Annotated in this window: 18 protein-coding genes; 11 read left to right on the plus strand and 7 right to left on the minus strand. The window is 50.4% G+C overall.

Annotated elements, in window-relative coordinates; genetic code table 11:
• Window positions 1-5: 5 nt before the first annotated feature.
• Entirely contained in the window at window positions 6-938 is a 933-nt protein-coding gene (locus ACLBLI_RS18990; RefSeq protein WP_414829090.1) for a D-2-hydroxyacid dehydrogenase, read from the minus strand.
• Entirely contained in the window at window positions 938-1,537 is a 600-nt protein-coding gene (locus ACLBLI_RS18995) for an acyl-CoA thioesterase (RefSeq protein ID WP_414829091.1), read from the minus strand. Before ACLBLI_RS18995 ends, ACLBLI_RS18990 begins: the two co-directional genes overlap by 1 nt.
• Before the next feature lie 104 nt (window positions 1,538-1,641).
• Here ACLBLI_RS18995 and ACLBLI_RS19000 point away from each other — a divergent pair, with 104 nt between their 5' ends.
• On the plus strand, window positions 1,642-2,046 hold the full coding sequence (locus ACLBLI_RS19000; protein WP_414829092.1) for a hypothetical protein: 405 nt from the start codon (window positions 1,642-1,644) through the stop codon (window positions 2,044-2,046).
• Between the two features lie 8 nt (window positions 2,047-2,054).
• Here ACLBLI_RS19000 and ACLBLI_RS19005 read toward each other — a convergent pair whose 3' ends face one another.
• Both ACLBLI_RS19005 and proB read right to left on the minus strand, forming a co-directional pair.
• Window positions 2,055-3,305 (minus strand): glutamate-5-semialdehyde dehydrogenase, encoded by a 1,251-nt coding sequence (locus tag ACLBLI_RS19005; RefSeq protein ID WP_414829093.1) that lies wholly within the window; start codon window positions 3,303-3,305, stop codon window positions 2,055-2,057.
• 135 nt (window positions 3,306-3,440) lie between these two features.
• The gene (gene proB / locus ACLBLI_RS19010) at window positions 3,441-4,550 is read right to left on the minus strand and encodes a glutamate 5-kinase (RefSeq protein ID WP_414829094.1); all 1,110 of its coding nucleotides are present in this window, start codon (window positions 4,548-4,550) and stop codon (window positions 3,441-3,443) included.
• 182 nt (window positions 4,551-4,732) lie between these two features.
• Here proB and ACLBLI_RS19015 point away from each other — a divergent pair, with 182 nt between their 5' ends.
• Window positions 4,733-7,198, plus strand: a complete 2,466-nt coding sequence (locus tag ACLBLI_RS19015; RefSeq protein WP_414829095.1) for a M1 family metallopeptidase — start codon at window positions 4,733-4,735, stop codon at window positions 7,196-7,198.
• Between the two features lie 31 nt (window positions 7,199-7,229).
• The gene (locus ACLBLI_RS19020) at window positions 7,230-7,715 is read left to right on the plus strand and encodes a DUF6702 family protein (RefSeq protein ID WP_414831012.1); all 486 of its coding nucleotides are present in this window, start codon (window positions 7,230-7,232) and stop codon (window positions 7,713-7,715) included.
• On the opposite strand, the gene ACLBLI_RS19025 is transcribed toward ACLBLI_RS19020, so the two are convergent.
• Complete coding sequence (locus ACLBLI_RS19025) at window positions 7,712-7,900, minus strand: hypothetical protein (RefSeq protein WP_414829096.1); 189 nt, start codon at window positions 7,898-7,900, stop codon at window positions 7,712-7,714. The two genes, ACLBLI_RS19020 and ACLBLI_RS19025, sit on opposite strands and share 4 nt — an antisense overlap.
• 64 nt (window positions 7,901-7,964) lie before the next feature.
• Here ACLBLI_RS19025 and ACLBLI_RS19030 point away from each other — a divergent pair, with 64 nt between their 5' ends.
• From ACLBLI_RS19030 to ACLBLI_RS19040, 3 genes are all read left to right on the plus strand, one after another.
• Window positions 7,965-8,690 (plus strand): SHOCT domain-containing protein, encoded by a 726-nt coding sequence (locus ACLBLI_RS19030; protein ID WP_414829097.1) that lies wholly within the window; start codon window positions 7,965-7,967, stop codon window positions 8,688-8,690.
• Window positions 8,691-9,023: 333 nt separating this feature from the next.
• Window positions 9,024-9,296 (plus strand): hypothetical protein, encoded by a 273-nt coding sequence (locus ACLBLI_RS19035; RefSeq protein ID WP_414829098.1) that lies wholly within the window; start codon window positions 9,024-9,026, stop codon window positions 9,294-9,296.
• Between the two features lie 27 nt (window positions 9,297-9,323).
• Window positions 9,324-10,637, plus strand: a complete 1,314-nt coding sequence (locus tag ACLBLI_RS19040; protein ID WP_414829099.1) for an ABC1 kinase family protein — start codon at window positions 9,324-9,326, stop codon at window positions 10,635-10,637.
• Window positions 10,638-10,792: 155 nt separating this feature from the next.
• Here ACLBLI_RS19040 and ACLBLI_RS19045 read toward each other — a convergent pair whose 3' ends face one another.
• Together ACLBLI_RS19045 and ACLBLI_RS19050 are read right to left on the minus strand one after the other, a co-directional pair.
• Entirely contained in the window at window positions 10,793-11,101 is a 309-nt protein-coding gene (locus ACLBLI_RS19045) for a DUF6482 family protein (protein WP_414831013.1), read from the minus strand.
• Window positions 11,102-11,279: 178 nt separating this feature from the next.
• Entirely contained in the window at window positions 11,280-12,536 is a 1,257-nt protein-coding gene (locus tag ACLBLI_RS19050; RefSeq protein ID WP_414829100.1) for a sterol desaturase family protein, read from the minus strand.
• 260 nt (window positions 12,537-12,796) lie between these two features.
• On the opposite strand from ACLBLI_RS19050, the gene ACLBLI_RS19055 reads away from it, so the two are divergent.
• From ACLBLI_RS19055 to ACLBLI_RS19075, 5 genes are all read left to right on the plus strand, one after another.
• Window positions 12,797-13,660 carry a DUF3014 domain-containing protein gene (locus tag ACLBLI_RS19055; protein WP_414829101.1) on the plus strand — a complete coding sequence of 288 codons (864 nt, stop codon included), beginning with the start codon at window positions 12,797-12,799 and terminating at the stop codon, window positions 13,658-13,660.
• Entirely contained in the window at window positions 13,647-14,213 is a 567-nt protein-coding gene (locus tag ACLBLI_RS19060; protein ID WP_414829102.1) for a DUF1285 domain-containing protein, read from the plus strand. The genes ACLBLI_RS19055 and ACLBLI_RS19060 overlap by 14 nt, the downstream gene beginning before the upstream one ends.
• 193 nt (window positions 14,214-14,406) lie before the next feature.
• The gene (locus tag ACLBLI_RS19065) at window positions 14,407-15,690 is read left to right on the plus strand and encodes an amidohydrolase family protein (RefSeq protein WP_414831014.1); all 1,284 of its coding nucleotides are present in this window, start codon (window positions 14,407-14,409) and stop codon (window positions 15,688-15,690) included.
• 9 nt (window positions 15,691-15,699) lie between these two features.
• Window positions 15,700-16,290: a YqaA family protein gene (locus ACLBLI_RS19070; protein WP_414829103.1), complete on the plus strand. Its 591-nt coding sequence runs from the start codon at window positions 15,700-15,702 to the stop codon at window positions 16,288-16,290.
• Between the two features lie 338 nt (window positions 16,291-16,628).
• Window positions 16,629-17,435, plus strand: a complete 807-nt coding sequence (locus tag ACLBLI_RS19075) for a DUF1206 domain-containing protein (RefSeq protein WP_414829104.1) — start codon at window positions 16,629-16,631, stop codon at window positions 17,433-17,435.
• The last annotated feature ends 9 nt before the right edge of the window (window positions 17,436-17,444 follow it).

The raw sequence follows: 17,444 nt of genomic DNA on the forward strand, positions 1-17,444 counted from the left end.
GATAGTTAACCTGCCTGCTTAAGAAACGTAGCCAATTGCTTCACGGCATCGTCAAGCAATCGCTGACGCGCTTCACGCGCCAGCCAGGCAGAATGGGGGGTTATCAGTAGCGTGGGCAGGGACACCTGCATTAACGGGTGCGATGCCGGCGGTGGCTCCTCAGACAATACATCCAACCCTGCACCACCAATTTGCTGTTGTTGCAAAGCATGTAAAAGTGCCGCCTCGTCAATTAGACCACCCCGTGCGGTGTTAATAATGAACGCGTGGTCAGGCAATAACGCCAGCAAGGCCTCATCGACCAGTTGGTGTGTCTGCTCGCTAAGCTGGCAATGCAGACTTAATACGTCGGCAGTCGGTGCCAGAGAGTCAAGCGTGGGCCTGGTGTCATCGGCTTTGCCGGGTCTGGCTGCCACGGACACCCGCATACCCAGTGCACGATAAAGTGATTCAACACGCTGTCCAAGATCACCATGACCCACGATCACCGCGTGCTTTCCCGCCAGCTCCATTACCGCGTAGTTATTCAGGCAAAACTGCGATGCGGCAGTCCACTTGCCACTTTGCACATCGCGATGGTAATCAGCAAAGCGTGTCGCCAGGTTCAGCAACAGCATCAGGGTGTGTTGGGCAACCGTTTCGGTGCCGTAACCGGCCACGTTGTTAACTACGATACCGTTGTCTTCACAATACTTCAGGTCAATATTGTTCGTTCCGGTTGCCAATACCCCAATATAGCGACATGCACTGGCGCGAAGTTCGGTTTCATCCAGCACCACCTTATTGGTGAAAATAATGTCTGCATTGGCGATGCGCCCCGCGGTTTGCTCCGACGACGTCTCATCATAAAACGTCCATTCAACGGGAAGCGCAGACAGCTCGTCTGTGTCTAATGCGTCGGGGGCCATGGTGGCCCAGTCGAGTACAACGGCTTTCATTAAAACCCTTCCGTTATGCTGTCCAGCGCCTCTCTCACCCGTGATGGAATCGGCACAGCATTGTCACTCTGTCGATTTACAAAAACATGCACAAACTGACCGTGAGCCACACGGCGCTTTGCGTCCCCTGCATACACTGACAAGCCATAGGTGACCGAACTGCGCCCTACTTTAATCACGCGTAGTCCCACATAAATAGTTTCAGGGTACGCTGCCGGAGCCACGTACTGACACTGAGAACTGACCACATAAGCTACCACCTGACTGTTCTGAATATCCAGCCCGCCCTGCTCAATCAAAAAGCGGTTTACTGCGGTGTCGAAAAAGCTGTAATACATGACATTATTGATGTGCCCATAAGCATCGTTGTCTTGCCAGCGCGAGGCCAGTGTCACGGTGTAGGGGTAATCCTGCAGTGAAGGGGTAATGTCAGTCATGGATTGTCCGGTGATAGAAAGGAAAAGGACACCAGAATAGCGCTGATAGAGACGGGGATCTATCTCTTCGCCACGCAAGGTCATATTTTCTGATGCCAGTCGTGGCATGCTGAACATGGTTGTTTGCTGATTTGGCTTTGCCAGCCTGCCCTTCTGCGTCACTGAACATCCTGGAGCCCTGAAATATTGTTCACATTTTGCGCAATACAGGATATCTTAACTTTTTCATGACTAAAAACGGTATGCAGTAGAAGGATCTCAGCGCAATGCCTGTTGTTATTTATAACATCTCACACTACTTATTCCGACGCGACGACCAGTTCGGGCATAAACTGGCCACGTTGTTGCTGTATTTTATCGCCGCGACGATACAGGTTAGCACCGTGGCGTCGCTGGTTTCTCTGGAGGCGGCACGGATTGTTGAGTCAGGGTTACTGCTGTTACTGCCTTCAACATTCGAACCTCATCAGGCCGCGGTATACAGCCTCTATCAGGAGCGCACCTACGTCACTATTTCAAACTGGTTTAAAGCCGGTTGCATTTGGGTAATGTACCTTGGGGCCAAGCAGGCTATAAGCTTAATACGTGAAAAAGCAGACGGCCCTGGTATCGCACTGCTGGCCGGCACTTTTTTCGGCGTATCACTGCTGGGCTACCTGCCTATTGCGTAGGCTCCTGATCAGCGTCGTACCTCTCCCTGGCCCAGCACCACAAACTTCTCGGTTGTCAGTGAGTCCGCGCCCATAGGCCCGTAAGCATGTAATTTGCTGGTAGAGATGCCAATTTCCGCGCCCAGCCCCAACTCGCCACCATCAGAAAACCGGGACGAGGCATTCACCATGACGACCGCCGACTGAATATCGCGGATAAATCGCTGCGCAGTCGCATACTGTTCGGTCACAATCACTTCGGTGTGGCCAGAGCCATAGGCCCGAATGTGAGACACCGCGTCGTCATAACAATCAACCACTTTAATCGCTATTTCCAGGGCCAGATATTCTGCGTGCCAGTCTACATCTGTCGCCTCCAGCGCCCCGTTAAAATACTCTATCGACTGACCACAGGCGTGGGTAGTAACCTCATATTGCTCAAACAATGAAGCGACTTTTGGCAAAAACGTAGCGGCGCGGTCTTTGTGTACCAGGCAGGTCTCAAGCGCATTACATACCCCCACGCGTTGGGTTTTGCCATTCTCCAGAATGGCCAGCGCCATCTCTTCATCCGCAGACGAGTCTACGTACAGGTGACACACGCCTTTATAATGCTGTATGACCGGAATACGACTGTGGTCGGTCACGTATTCGATCAGCCCCTCACCGCCACGGGGGATCACCAGATCAATGTCTTGTTTTAAGGTCAGCAGCGTTTTGAGGATGCCGCGGTCAGGATCGGGGATCACGGTAACGATTGCCGGGTCCAAATCGTGTTCTTTAAGTACATGATGCAAGCAGGCCGCCAGCGCCAGATTAGAATGCAGCGCTTCTTTCCCCCCACGCAGAATAACCGCGTTGCCCGCCTTCAGACACAATGCGGCTGCATCCACCGTCACGTTGGGGCGCGACTCATAAATCATCGCAATGACGCCCAGTGGAATACGGATCTTCCCTACCTGAATACCGCTGGGCATAGCGCGCATATTGGAAATTTGACCAACCGGGTCTGCTTGTCCGGCAATATCAGAAACCGCATTGGCAATGTCCATCACGCGCTGCTTGGTTAGGGTCAGCCTGTCTGTCATCGCCGCGTCGAGTCCATGCTCACGCGCATGCTCCAGGTCCAGACTGTTGGCATCAAGGATATTGTCGGTTTGCGCCACAAGGTGTTTGCTGATGGCCATCAGCAGTTTTCTTTTTTGCTCACCGGAAAGGGCAGCGATTGCAGTTGATGCCTTGCGCGCATCTTTTGCTGCCTGTTGAATAGAAAAACTCATACCGTCCCCTCAACTGAAAGGGCAGGGACGTCCATACGGAATACTCTTGGCGCCAGCGCGCAAATTGCGACGACTCTGGCATCAGAGCATGTGAATTTCCCCGCCTCAAGAACCCGTTAACCATAAACGGGACAATTATATGGCTCGGGACAACAGCACCAAATCATCTCGGTGCACCACCACCTCACTACAATCATAGCCTAAGGCATCACGGATTTGTTGCGACTTCATGCCCTTTATTTGATTCAGCTCAGCATCGGAATAAAGCGAAAGTCCTTTCGCAATCGTTTGCTGCTGGCAGCGGATCTCAATGGCATCGCCGGGGCGAAAGCGTCCGCTCACCTGAGTAATACCGGAAGGCAACAAAGAAGCGCCTTTTTTTACGATGGCATTACGCGCGCCATCATCTACGTCAATTACCCCGCGGGTTTTCAGCGTATGAGTAAGCCATAGCCGCCGCGCGGTATTCCCTGATTGTGTGGCATGAAACAGTGTGCCGGTGATTTTACCTTCCAGTAAGGCATCAAACACCTGACCGCTGCGCCCGTTCACTATCACCGTCTGAATACCGCTTTGAGTACACTTATCTGCAGCTTCAATCTTTGTTCTCATGCCACCGGTGCCTACCGAGGAGCCTGCGCCGCCTGCCAGTGCATAGATACTCTCGTTAATGGCTTTGACTTCGGGAATCAGGGTAGCGCTTGCATCTTTGCGCGGATCGGCCGTATACAGCCCGTCAATATCGGAGCAAATTATAAGTGTGTCGGCTTCGGCCACCAGCGCCGTGTACGCGGCTAAATTGTCGTTATCACCCACTTTGAGCTCGTTTACCGCTACGGTGTCATTTTCATTAACCACCGGCAGCGCCTGATGCTTAAGCAATTCACGCAAGGTATTTTTGATATTTACATAGCGGGTACGATCGTGAAGGTCGTCGGCCGTCAGCAATACCTGCGCACAGGGAAAATCGAAGAAGCGCTGCCAGTTGGCCATCATCTGCATTTGACCAATGGCCGCCATGGCCTGTTTCTCGGCAATTGACGCAGGGTGATTCAGCACGACTTTACTGCGCCCCGCAGCCACGCTGCCCGATGACACCACGATCACCTCTTTGCCGGCCTCTCGGCTGGCAGTAATAAAGCGGGCGATAGGCAGTAAATATTTTGCCTGGCATTGGTTGCCATCGGGCGCAATGAGCGCACTACCTATCTTAATCACGGCGCGTTGCCAGGATAATTGGTTCATGAGATTTGAAGAGAAACAGCGGATTTCGCAAGCATACGACAGCCTGATAAATAAACAAACTCCCTAATTGTGCTTTTTTGCGGCGAAGTCTGGCGTGAATACGGTCAAAAACTGGCAATACGTCGGCTACAGCTTATACAATGGCGAGTTTGAGATTGTATTTTCAGTAGCAAGGAATCTGCATGAGTAGACGTAACCGCCATCTGTTCTGGGTTATCCCAGTGCTTTCCATGATGGTTCAGCTGCCTGTCGCCACAGCAGCCATAAAACAAACCAAAGGCGACTTTGAAGATAAATTCCGCCAGCTCGATGAAGTTCTGCCGACGCCAAACGTTTACCGTAATGCGGCAGGCGAACCGGGACATCAGTACTGGCAACAGAAAGTCGATTATAAAATCGATGTGAAACTGGACGAAGAAAAGCGTCGTCTGGAAGCCTCTGAAAACATTACATACACCAATAACTCGCCAGACACGCTGAAGTATTTGTGGATCCAACTCGATCAAAACAAATTCCGCAATGATTCTATGTCTGCATTGTCGACCAACTTCGGTGGTATCGGAAATCGCGGTCCGGCTACAGAAAGCGCCTCATCAGATAAGCCTGCGCGTTTAAGCATGGGCGCGCTGCGTCGTCAGCAGTTTGTTGAAGACAACGAACTGGGTTACGACATTCAGCGCGTTGAAAACAAAGCGGGTACGGACCTGCACCACGTGATTGTAGGCACGCTGATGCGTGTAGATCTGGCAACGCCGCTAAAGCCTGGTAAGCAGGTGACGTTCGATATTGATTTCGCCTTTAACATCGTTGAAGAAGATGCCGTATCTGCCCGTTCAGGCTATGAGCATTTCCCCGATGATGAGCGCGAAGGCGGCAACGATATTTTCCTGCTGGCGCAATGGTTCCCACGTCTGGCTGCATACACTGACTATGAAGCCTGGACCAATAAAGAATTTATTGGCCGCGGTGAATTCACGCTGGAATTCGGTAACTACGATGTGAACATCACGGTACCGGCAGACCATGTTGTGTCTTCTACCGGCGTGCTGCAAAACCCGAACGATGTACTAACCAAAACCCAGCGTGACCGCCTGAAGAAAGCGGAAACGGCGGACCGCACCGTCTTTATCGTGACGCCGGAAGAGGCGCTGGAAAACGAGAAAGAAGGTACCAGCAAAACCAAAACCTGGCGCTTCCAGGCAGAAAACGTACGTGACTTTGCCTGGGCCTCATCGCGTAAGTTCATGTGGGATGCGCGCGGTTTCCAGCAGGGCGGTGATGTACAGCCTCTGGTAATGGCGATGTCTTTCTATCCGAAAGAAGGTGGCGACCTGTGGAAGAAGTATTCCACTGAAGCCGTTATTCACACCATGGACGTATACAACCGCTTCTCATTTGATTACCCGTACCCGGTTGCGCAATCGGTTAACGGCCCGGTGGGCGGCATGGAATATCCCATGATCACCTTCAACGGCCCACGTACAGAGCTTCGTGATGATGGTTCTCGCACCTACTCACTGGCAGAAAAGCGTTTCCTGATTGGCGTGGTTATCCACGAAATCGGGCATATCTATTTCCCTATGATCGTGAACTCTGACGAGCGTCAGTGGACCTGGATGGATGAAGGCTTAAACAGCTTCTTAGACGGCGTTGCCGGTCGCGAATGGGATCCAAACATTCCGTGGGGCGTTGAGCCGCGTGATATTACAGGCTATATGAAGTCATCTACGCAAGTGCCAATCATGACCCAGTCTGATTCTGTTCTGCGCTTAGGTCCCAATGCCTACACCAAGCCTGCTGTGGCGCTGAATATTTTGCGCGAAACTATTTTAGGCCGTGAACTGTTCGACTTTGCGTTTAAAGAATACGCGCAGCGCTGGATGTTTAAACGTCCTACGCCAGCTGACTTCTTCCGCACCATGGAAGAGGCATCCGGTGTGGATCTTGACTGGTTCTGGCGTGGCTGGTTCTACTCTACCGATCATGTTGATATCTCTATCGACCGCGTTTACAAACTGCGCCTGGATACTGAAGATCCGGATATCGACTTTGCCCGCGAGCGTCAGGCGGAAAAAGAAAAACCGATGTCGCTGACTGACGAGCGCAATCGCGAGGAAGGCAAAAAGCTGTGGGTAGAGCGCTTTGATGACATCAAAGACTTTTACGACGAGAACGATCAGTTCACTGTGACCAATAAAGACCGTAACAAGTACCGCAAATTCCTGGACAAACTGGAGCCGTGGGAACGCAAAGCGTTTGAACGCGCCGTTCGTGAAGATAAGAACTACTACGTTCTGGACTTCTCAAACCAAGGCGGTCTGGTGATGCCCATCATTCTGGAGCTGGAATTTACTGACGGCACCAAAGAGATGATGCGTATTCCTGCAGAAATCTGGCGTCGTACGCCAAAAGCGGTAAGCAAACTGGTAGTCACAGAGAAAGACAAAGAACTGGTAAGTGTTACCGTTGATCCGCGCTGGGAAACGGCCGATGTAGACGTGGAAAACAACCATTATCCGCGCCGCATCATTCCTTCGCGCATCGAAGCGTATAAGTCCAAGCCTCGTGACGGCAAGGTATACCGCGACCTGATGCACGAAATCAACACCAAGCTGGATGACGACAAAGAGGGCGAAGATGACAACTAAGCTGTCTCGTTGTGCCCGGCAGTGGGGCCTGATGGCCCTGCTGCTTATTGTGGCCTCTTCCGCATCAGCACATCAGATTAAAGCGGCTATTACGACAGTACTGTTCAACCCCAGAACAGAAAACATTGAAGTGATGCACCGGTTTAACATGCACGACGCTGAACACGCGGTGAAAATGCTGTTTGATAAGTCAGCCGATATTATGGGCGACACCAAAACGCAGCAGGCGTTTGCCGACTATGTGGATGAGCACTTCGCCATTCTGAATGCAGACGGTAAGCCGCTGGCGCTGAAACCGGTTGGCTATGAAACCGAAGGTAAGTTTTTCTGGGTGTATCAGGAAACGGCGCAGCCGCCGGCACTGGAAGGCCTGCAAATACGTCATGATGCGCTGCGGGATTTATGGCCCTCACAGGTCAATACGCTGAATGTAGAAGGTAACGGGCCACTGAAAACCCTTACCTTTACCGATAACGTGACCCTGCTTGAAGTGAGCTTTAACGCGCCACATCACTAGAAAAATGGCACAACCAGCACGGCATAGCGCCTGGCTTGTTGTGCTGCTTCACATGTATATGTTCTTCCCCCTTCTACTCTGGTAGTGCACTGCCGTTTTTCGAATCCTTTTCCACCGGCAGCCTGACTTGCTGCAGTATCCTGTATGCCTGCGACCTTATGCCCATTCATACGTTCTGTACTCATCCGACTTTCATTATGATTTTTAAGCGATTACTATTTAATCAACCCTTTTGTACAGGTATGAGTCATGAAGTCCTTATTTGCAGTTTTACTAATGCTATCCACATCCGTGCTAACCGGTTGTGCAACACTTAACTTTCCATCTCCTATGACAGAAACCGAAGTGTTCGACAAACTGGTTAGTGTGGAGCCAGTTGCCCCCAAAGAAAAAATTTACCGTCAGTACGTTACCGATGGCCGCTACCTTCAATTTGAACGTATCGACGAGAACAATATCATTTATGGCTGGTATACCTGTACAGACTGTACGTGGACCCGGTCAAAATTCTTAGCCTTGTATGACGGTAGCTATCTTTATCTGACTTACGGTCATCATGAGGAATTCTTTTTGGAGTCACCGGAAAATAAACGTCAACATCCGGACTTCTCTCACTGGTCATGGAGTACGATCAATAAGTATCAAATAGAGGGCCGCAACCTTATTATGAGAGGGCAAATTCGCAAGTGTGTCTACGATTCACCGCAAATACGGGAATGGGATAACAGCCCGTGGACATACGATGGCGATATTGACTGTCTGTATAAAAACCGGGGCACCTATCAAAGTATTTATGTCGCTACCATTGACGAAACCCTGACCGGACAGCGAAGCTCTATTGTTGGCACCGAGCAGGATGCAATCCCCGCTGATGTACGAAACAAGTTGACTGGTCTGAAAGATTTATACGAACAGGGGCTGATTACACAGGAAGAATATGAAGAAAAGCGTCGGGAAGTTCTCGATAGCCTGTAGTACTCCTAATAAAGCGGCTTCGGCCGCTTTTTATATCCCGATTCACCAGCCCGCGTTTTTAAGTGTCAGCATGATCTTCGCCTTTGATCCAAGCGCCTGGCTATCCCTGGGAAATGAGACATAGTTACTGTGGTCTGCACTGTATTATTGCTTACGAACTAACCGCAGGCTCTGCACGAGCCGATATTGCTCATTATTCATTCTCCGCCTTTGCGCCAGGCGCAGGTCATCATTTATTCCCCTTTTCTACGCCAGAAGTCTTAGGTGGCAACATTGACCCACTATGCACACCTGAAGCATTATGATGGCTATCAGGATAATTGAGGAACATCCATGAGTGACAAACCTGCAGACAGTGAGTTTGGTAATAAAAAAAATATCATGTGGGTACTGCTCTCCGGCGCGATGGCAATCACCTTTATCGTCCTCATGTTTTTACCGGACTCAGGCACCGGAACGGGCATGATTGCCGTTTACGCTTCTATGCTATGGTGCGGCCTGTTCGGCGCTGCCCTTGGCCGTTATTTCAATAAAAATGGCTGGATAGGATTTGCTATTGGCAGTGTCGTGGGACTAGTGATCCAAATGCTCTCGCAGCTGGTTTAAAAATCAAACCTTTAACCCGAGTATGTCATGGCAAATGAAAAGCCTGGTAAGCGAGTACCTGCCGGCAGACTCGCCAGAGTCGGCCGTCTGGGAGCGTTAGCGGGTCGAATTGCATCCAGCGTAGTAACACAAGGCGCCGGCCAGTGGATGAGAGGTGAGCGCCCTCAGCTATCATCGTTGTTGTTAACGCCTGCCAACATCACCCGCATCGCCAATCAACTCGCCACGATGCGCGGCGCGGCGATGAAAATCGGTCAGTTGATTTCCATGGATGGCGGTGATTTTCTGCCTCCGGAGCTGGCCGAGATCCTCGCTCGCCTTCGGGAAGACGCAGAGCCTATGCCTAAGGCACAACTTATCAATGTGCTTGACCGAAACTGGGGCGAGGGATGGCAGGACACGCTGCTGTATTTTTCTTTCGCGCCCGTCGCGGCGGCGTCCATAGGCCAGGTGCACAAGACGATTACAATGGATGGCGAGACGCTGGCCGTAAAAGTACAGTACCCGGGTGTAAAGGAAAGAATTGATGCGGATGTAGACAACGTATCTTCGCTTATAAGATTATCCGGTCTTATTCCCAAAGATGTTGCACTAAACACCATTCTGGATGATGCAAAAGCGCAGTTACATCAGGAGGCGGACTATCAGCGTGAGGCCAAGATGCTAACGCGGTATCAAGCGCTTTGCGGTGACTCCGATCTTTTCATAACTCCTTCCGTCTATCCGGCCCTCACGACAGAGACAGTGCTGGCAATGACCTATCTCAACGGCGATCCTATTGAAAGCCTGCAAAGTGCTGATCAGGCGACCCGTAACACCGTAATGACTGGCCTGATGCGGCTGTTCTTTCAGGAAGTGTTTGATTTTCGGTTACTGCAAAGCGACCCTAATCTGGCCAATTATCGCTATCAGAGGGACACCGGCAAGGTGATACTCCTTGATTTTGGCGCTACTCGTGAAATCCCCCCATCTGTCAGCGAAGGTTACCGCACGTTGTTACAGGCGGCGTCACGTAATGATCCGGAGTTGATGAGAAAGACGGCATTAGAATTGGGCCTGATGCTCGAAACTCACACTCAGCGCCAGCAAGATGCTGTAGTAGAGATGGGGCTTACCGCGTGTGAAGCCGTAAGGTCGGATACCCCGTATGATTTTGGCCAGACAGAGTTATTGATGCGACTGCACAATATGGGTATGTCACTGACCTACGAGCATAACTTCTGGCATGTGCCACCGGCAGATGCACTGTTTATTCACCGCAAGCTCGGCGGTTTGTATTTGTTAGCAAAACGTCTCGACGCTCAGGTAGACATGCAGGCCGTTGCTTCCCCCTGGCTTTGATTACCTTCCGCACGGCTTGTGGTGATCACTGTCTTCATAATGAATACAACATGCTAGCCGATACAGGCTAGCTAGTGCTTTTGTGACAATAACAGGCGTAATCAGGTATTACGTGAACCAGTTCGGCGACTGCTCACGCTTGCCCTTCGCAGAGTTTAATAGGGAAGCGTCATGCTGAAGGGCAACGCCATTTGCTCAGCGCTTTTTGGGGGGTTACCTATCATTTCATCGTAAGGGGTATCGTGCTTCATAACAGCCTGATCCACCTTGCAGTGGGCAAATGTCTCGCGGATCTGTCCGGCGCTGTAAAAACGTTTGGGATTGTCGTTTTCGTCATAAACCAGCCCGGTGTTATCACCCACAGCCAGCCAGACAAGATACACGTTCATTTCATAAGACTGCACTTCAAGATAATCAATTTCCAACGCGCTCTGGATGACATCCTTATAATGAAATTTGTGCATAGCCATTTTGCCACTCTCAGTCAGTAATTCAAAAGAAGCACAATATCGTTTCTGACAGCGACTGGGGCGGGCTCAGCTTGACGCCTGTTCATCTCGCTACACAAGCTAGAAAGACGCTGCAAATAAATAACCCGCTGGAGCTATTCTCCATTACCTTATCGGCGCGACGCCGTCAGAACTATTCGCTCCATTTACGCAGGGTAAGATCTTCGGGGTCATCCTCACCAATGAAGTTTTTGTCATCTTGTCTGACAACCCACAGCAGCATAACAAGACTGACAGCATGCAGAGTCAGTGAAGCAGTGACCAGTGCGCCCGGTAACCCCACAGCCAACCAAAGCAGAGGAAGAGCGAGTAACCGCGGGCTTTCCAGCGCCAGTGCCATCTTAGACTGCTGCAGGACAAACCCAATTTGCACACAGGACAAAAACACACTTATCATTAGCACGGCTTGTTGCGCACCGGATATTCTCTCTATATTCAACAGCAGGTATACCGCAGTACCCAGCATCAGAATATGCTGTACAACGCAGTACTTGTTCACGGATGCGTTCAATGCCGGATTGTATTTTTTAAAGTCAGACAGGGGCGACTTAACCACCGGGTATTTTTCTGCAACATCCGCCGGTCGCCAGCCTGTGCGACCGAACCACACCCGCCACTTGTCCCGCCACCGCCGGGTATGGTAACTGTCGTGAAGCAGCTGTGAATACACCTGTAAATTTGCCCATACGGGATTGAAACTCTTTAAGGCGCCGCGGATACCATAAACGGGCCTGGCATTCTTCATCTCCGGGATAAACGTGCCAAACAATCTGTCCCACAGAATAAAAACGCCACCGTAATTTTTATCGATATACACGCGGTTTTGCGCATGATGAACCCGATGGTTAGAAGGCGTGACAAACACCCACTCCATCCATCCCAGTTTATCAATGTACTGGGTATGCACCCAAAACTGGTACACCAGATTCAGAGCGGCAACAGTAATGACCATTTCCGGAGGAAAACCCATCATTGCCATTGGCAGATAAAACACCCAGCTAAATAAAGCACCACTGGTTTGTCTTAAGGCGGTGGTGAGGTTGTAATCTTCACTGGAATGATGAACCACGTGGGCGGCCCATAAAAGGCTCATCTCGTGCCCCATGCGATGGTTCCAGTAATAGAAAAAATCGTAAACGATAAAGGCGGCAATCCAGGTCCATATGGAATCCGGGAGAACCGTCAGCGCCAAAGCATCAAATACCAGCACGTACATGGTGAGCGGAATAAGCTGATGCAATAGTGTCATCAAGCGGGAAAGTACGCCGGCGCTCAGACTGGTCAGCGCATCGTTTATGCGGTAGTGACCATTTTTACTTCGCACATCAAGATACCATTCAATGCCAATCAGCAGGAAAAATGCAGGGATTGCGAATAGAATGATGGTCATAGATGGCTCGCTGTTTTTTTAGACGATGTTAATAGAATGTATCGCCTTTTCAAGTATTTCCTGTAATTTCCCTCTCAAAACCCCGCTAAACCCGAGGAATCATGAAATAAAAGCGATCAAATTCTGTCCTTTTTAAGTAGAAAAGTGTTAGAAAAGAGGAATTTGGCCTTACTTCGGAACCAATCCGTCTATAGATTTTCCAATATATTGCATTATCTCTGATAGTATTAAGCAAGGACTGAAAACACGGTGGAGACATTATGAGTGAAGCGTCAGAAAAACGAACACTAGCCCCGCACCTGATTATTGTCGGTGTCATCGTCATAGTTATATTGGCCGTGCTTTTCTGGCCGTCTGATGATGAGCCTGAAGAAGTGATGGTTGATGAGCCTGAAGTTACCCAGCCAGACAATACGATGCCGGATGAGCCTGAGTTAATCGAACCTGAACCTGCACCATCAACGGTGGAGCTCGATCCGGAAGCGGAAGTCGATCCCATGCCGGAACCTCAGGAACCGGATCCGGAGCCTTTGGATACCAGCGACCCTGCAATAAAGTCTTCGCTACAGGACATTTCTGAAGCTAACTCGGCACAGGTTAACCGACTTCTTGTCAACGAAGCGCTACTGCAACGTTTTGTGGTGACAGTGACTAACCTGGCAGATGAAGAGATGGCCCCAAACCATCAGTTGCTTACGCCTCCCGATCAGCCTTTCAGAACATACTCCCAGGCTGATAAAGAATGGATAGATGCTGCCAGTTACAAACGTTACACCCCGTACGTTGATATGTTGGAATCGTTTGATAACGACGCCCTGCTGAACCTTTACAACATGTATAAGGGCGATATTCAGGCTAAATATGCAGAGATTGGTGAAGATCCTGATGAACCATTCGATCAGAAGCTGGTTGAGGCGATTGATGAGCTGCTGGACACCCCAGAGGTGCCAGTGCCGGTTGAAGTCTATACCGATTCTGTCGCTTACAAGTATGCAGACCCTCGTCTTGAAAATCTGAGTACACCGCAGAAGCAACTGCTGCGCACCGGACCGGATAATATGCGCCGTATCAAGGCGAAGCTGCGCGAAATTCAGGATATGTTGCAAGAAAATGGATCTGAGTAGATTTCAGCAACAGTTGTCAGGGACGCAGGACGCGTCCCGCTCTTTGCCGCCTGTCGATAAGTGGGATCCGGACTTCTGTGGCGATCTGAATATGGTAATTACGCTGGATGGGCGCTGGTTCTACGAGAATTCGCCTATCGGGCGTCAGTCTCTGGTAAAGCTCTTTTCTACGGTACTGAAAAAAGAAGGTGATAAGTATTATCTTGTCACACCGGTAGAAAAAGTGGGCATACAGGTAGAAGACGTACCTTTTGTAATTACCAACTGGCGTCGTGATGGCGACGCGCTCATTCTGACCACGCAAACCGGCGATGATTGCATTATTGGAAACAACCATCCTATTGAATTACGTTCGCCACCGCCGCCGTTAGCGGACCCAGACGCTACCCCAATTCCTTATATTAATGTTCGGCGTAACCTGTGGGGACGACTGCATCAGAATGTGTATTACCAGTTACTGGAACACGCCGACTCGAGCACCGATGATATGGGGAAAACCACGTGGACGATTACCAGCCAGGGAACGTCCTTCTGTATTGGCGAAGTGAAGTAACCACGCATTACTGCCAGACGCTTCCCGCAACAGGATAGGTCGCTGTTGGCAACCAGTCCGGTTACTGACATCGGGTTTATACTCCTTCACACGATTATCTCACCGGAACGCGCTTTATCGTATCTGAGTTTGCGTTGCCAAGCCGGCTACCCTAGAGTAAAAATCTCCAAACCAGAAAAGAATTACAACAATGATGAAGAAAACGCTACTGGCGCTGGCTGCAAGCGCTCTGACCCTATCGGCGCAAGCTGCCACTCTGATCCACGCAGGCAAAGTTTTTACTGGCACCAGTGATTCGTTAAAAGAGAGAGTCACGCTGGTGGTGGAAGGCAATACCATTACCTCGATACAAAACGGATACGTTGATGGTGACAGCAGCGATACCGTGATTAATTTAAAAGACGCCACGGTACTGCCTGGCCTAATGGACATGCACGTACATTTATCAATGCAGCATGGCGGCCCGCAGACGTACCTTGAGCGTTATTCTCTGAACGAGGCAGATTACGCTTTGCGAGCAGCCAACTACGGCGAAAAAACTCTCATGGCAGGGTTTACCACCGTCAGAAACCTTGGTGATGGATATAACGAGACAGTTGCGCTGCGTAATGCCATCGCTAAAGGGATCCAGACTGGCCCAAGGATCTATACGGCGGCAAAGTCTATCGCTACCACCGGGGGTCACGCCGACCCCAGCAATGGCATGGCAAAAAGCATTCGACCCGATGTTGGCCCTGAGGACGGCGTAGTAAACGGCGTTGCAGAAGCCAGACAAGCAGTCCGCCAACGCTATCAGGACGGTGCGGATGTTATTAAAATTACCGCCACTGGCGGCGTGTTAAGTGTCGCGAAAAGCGGTCAGAACCCCCAGTTCATGGATGATGAAGTCAGTGCCATTGTCGACACTGCCAACGACTACGGAATGACTGTCGCCGTTCATGCTCATGGTAAAGAGGGGATGAAACGCGCCATCCGTGCGGGAGTCACCTCCATTGAGCATGGTACCTATATGGATGATGAAGCCATTACGCTAATGAAAAAGCATGGTACCTATTATGTGCCCACCATTCTCGCCGGCGCATTTGTGGCTGAAAAGGCGGAAATTGATGGTTACTTCCCTGACATTGTTCGCCCCAAAGCGGCCGCCATTGGTCCACTCATTCAATCCACTTTTGCGAAAGCCTACAAAGAGGGCGTGAAAATTGCTTTTGGTACAGACAGTGGTGTTTCGGCGCACGGAGATAATGCACAGGAATTCGCGCTAATGGTAGAGGCAGGAATGCCACCAGCCGAGGCGCTGCAAAGTGCAACTGTCGCTACGGCAGAGCTACTGGGGATCAGTGATAAACTAGGCTCTCTTGAGGCAGGTAAACTTGCCGATATTGTCGCGGTTCCTGGTAATCCCCTTGAAGACATCACTGTAATGGAAAACGTAATTTTCGTGATGAAGGACGGGACGGTGTATAAACGCCCGTAAAAGGATTACATGGCTGTCGGTAAAACGGTAAAGCATAGAACGAAGAAGCTGGTTGAGTCTGAGCACATGCTCAAAGGCATCACACTGGCTTCTTTTATGGAATCAACAATTGTCCCCATCCCGCTGGAAGCTGTATTGGTTCCGCTGATGCAGGCCAGGCGAGACCAACTCTGGCTAATCGCGCTGATGGCCACGGTGGGGTGTGTGCTTGGTGCAGTATTCGGTTATGCGCTGGGCTACTACCTTTTCGATTTGGTAGGAGACTGGGTTATTGAGGCGTTTTCCAACGCCGAACAATTTGATCAGGTAAAGCAAAAAATGAATGCCGAAGGGTTCTGGTTTGTCATGACCCTCGGCATCGCGCCAGTACCGTTCCAGATAGCGATGCTTGCTGCCGGCGCCACGAAGTACTCCCTTGTGATGTTTCTCATCGCTACGGTGATCGCCCGCTCTTTACGCTATTTCGGATTAGCACTTGTGGTTTACTACACCGGTAATAAAGCAGAGCAGCTTATCAAGCGCTACAAAATGAAGGCGATTCTGGCAATGACGGTTATTGTGCTGTTGTTGTGGTGGCTCAGTAGCGTGCTGTCAGGATGATCCCCGTTCGGTGACGCGGGGGCGTCGTCAACCAATCCTTATCCCCCCTGCCTTTTGTACCGTAATTGATTTTTATTACGTGCATTTAGGCAACAACGGCTGTTATTCCGAAAAAATACAGTATGAATGTCGCGCAACGCTTATAACATGATGTTTCAGGCACTTGCCACACTAGCACCTGCTTACCACACCATCCGTTTCATTATTGTCGACGCGCCTTTTTTGGTGTGTGGGGTGTCTGTCGCGCTTATAACTCTGCCTCCTGTTTGCTGCGCAAAATACGAGCATTGGTGCGCTTCTTGAAACAGCATTCTCACATTTGTCTTCCGGAGCCGCTAATGAGCAACTCTTCTAATCTGCTTGGCATCATTGCTGGTGCTGGCTATAGCGCCAAAACCGTCATGTACTCGCTGCTGGGTATCTTTATTCTTTCTTCGGTAATATCTGCCGCCGGACGTGAAAAAACCACACAGACACATGTTTTTGAGACCGTTCAATCCCAGCCCTTTGGCCAGGTTCTGCTTATTGCCGTTATTGCCGGTCTTTTCTGCTATGCGTTGTGGCGCTGGCTGCAGGGTATGCTCAATACTGAATCTCTGGATATGGGAAAAACCAAAGATATCATCATGCGAATCTTCTTATTTGTGTCAGGTTTGTTCTATTTCGGTGCGGCTTACGTTGGTATCACCGTCCTCACAGGGAGTGAATCTTCAGGATCAGGGCAGGGCAACTCAAACAGTGAAAAAGTCAGTCAGCAGTTAATGCAGTACGAGTGGGGGCTGGCCTTAATTGCCGCCATAGGGGCCACGGTACTGGTATTTGCTTTTGTGCAGTTCAAACATGCCTACAAGGCCGATTTTATGGAAAAGTTTGAAACCGAAAAGCTGTCACAGTCAGCGCAACATGCCACACGCTCAGCAGGGCGCTGCGGCTATACCGCCAGGGGCGTTGTGTACATGCTGGTAGGCAGCTTCTTTCTGGTAGCCGCTTATCGCCACGACCCATCAGAGGCTGGTGGCCTGCAGCAGGCTTTAACAACACTAACTCAACAAAGCTTTGGCCCTTACCTGCTGGGTGCTGTCGGTATCGGTTTTATTTTGTTTGGCGTGTATTGTGCTTTTGAAGCGAGATATCGCCGCACCTGAGGATTAAGA

The organism is Alteromonas sp. H39, assembly GCF_047556435.1.
Lineage (GTDB): Bacteria > Pseudomonadota > Gammaproteobacteria > Enterobacterales > Alteromonadaceae > Alteromonas.

Excerpts from the sequence above, each read along its gene's own strand:
- ACLBLI_RS19020 (WP_414831012.1), top strand. The coding sequence starts at position 7,230 with ATGGCCCTGCTGCTTATTGTGGCCTCTTCCGCATCAGCACATCAGATT.
- ACLBLI_RS19030 (WP_414829097.1), top strand. The coding sequence starts at position 7,965 with ATGAAGTCCTTATTTGCAGTTTTACTAATGCTATCCACATCCGTGCTA.
- ACLBLI_RS19050 (WP_414829100.1), bottom strand. The coding sequence starts at position 12,536 with ATGACCATCATTCTATTCGCAATCCCTGCATTTTTCCTGCTGATTGGC.
- ACLBLI_RS19045 (WP_414831013.1), bottom strand. The coding sequence starts at position 11,101 with ATGCACAAATTTCATTATAAGGATGTCATCCAGAGCGCGTTGGAAATT.
- ACLBLI_RS19000 (WP_414829092.1), top strand. The coding sequence starts at position 1,642 with ATGCCTGTTGTTATTTATAACATCTCACACTACTTATTCCGACGCGAC.
- ACLBLI_RS19065 (WP_414831014.1), top strand. The coding sequence starts at position 14,407 with ATGAAGAAAACGCTACTGGCGCTGGCTGCAAGCGCTCTGACCCTATCG.
- proB (WP_414829094.1), bottom strand. The coding sequence starts at position 4,550 with ATGAACCAATTATCCTGGCAACGCGCCGTGATTAAGATAGGTAGTGCG.
- ACLBLI_RS19060 (WP_414829102.1), top strand. The coding sequence starts at position 13,647 with ATGGATCTGAGTAGATTTCAGCAACAGTTGTCAGGGACGCAGGACGCG.
- ACLBLI_RS19035 (WP_414829098.1), top strand. The coding sequence starts at position 9,024 with ATGAGTGACAAACCTGCAGACAGTGAGTTTGGTAATAAAAAAAATATC.
- ACLBLI_RS19040 (WP_414829099.1), top strand. The coding sequence starts at position 9,324 with ATGGCAAATGAAAAGCCTGGTAAGCGAGTACCTGCCGGCAGACTCGCC.
- ACLBLI_RS19005 (WP_414829093.1), bottom strand. The coding sequence starts at position 3,305 with ATGAGTTTTTCTATTCAACAGGCAGCAAAAGATGCGCGCAAGGCATCA.
- ACLBLI_RS19055 (WP_414829101.1), top strand. The coding sequence starts at position 12,797 with ATGAGTGAAGCGTCAGAAAAACGAACACTAGCCCCGCACCTGATTATT.
- ACLBLI_RS19025 (WP_414829096.1), bottom strand. The coding sequence starts at position 7,900 with ATGAGTACAGAACGTATGAATGGGCATAAGGTCGCAGGCATACAGGAT.
- ACLBLI_RS18990 (WP_414829090.1), bottom strand. The coding sequence starts at position 938 with ATGAAAGCCGTTGTACTCGACTGGGCCACCATGGCCCCCGACGCATTA.
- ACLBLI_RS19070 (WP_414829103.1), top strand. The coding sequence starts at position 15,700 with ATGGCTGTCGGTAAAACGGTAAAGCATAGAACGAAGAAGCTGGTTGAG.
- ACLBLI_RS19075 (WP_414829104.1), top strand. The coding sequence starts at position 16,629 with ATGAGCAACTCTTCTAATCTGCTTGGCATCATTGCTGGTGCTGGCTAT.
- ACLBLI_RS19015 (WP_414829095.1), top strand. The coding sequence starts at position 4,733 with ATGAGTAGACGTAACCGCCATCTGTTCTGGGTTATCCCAGTGCTTTCC.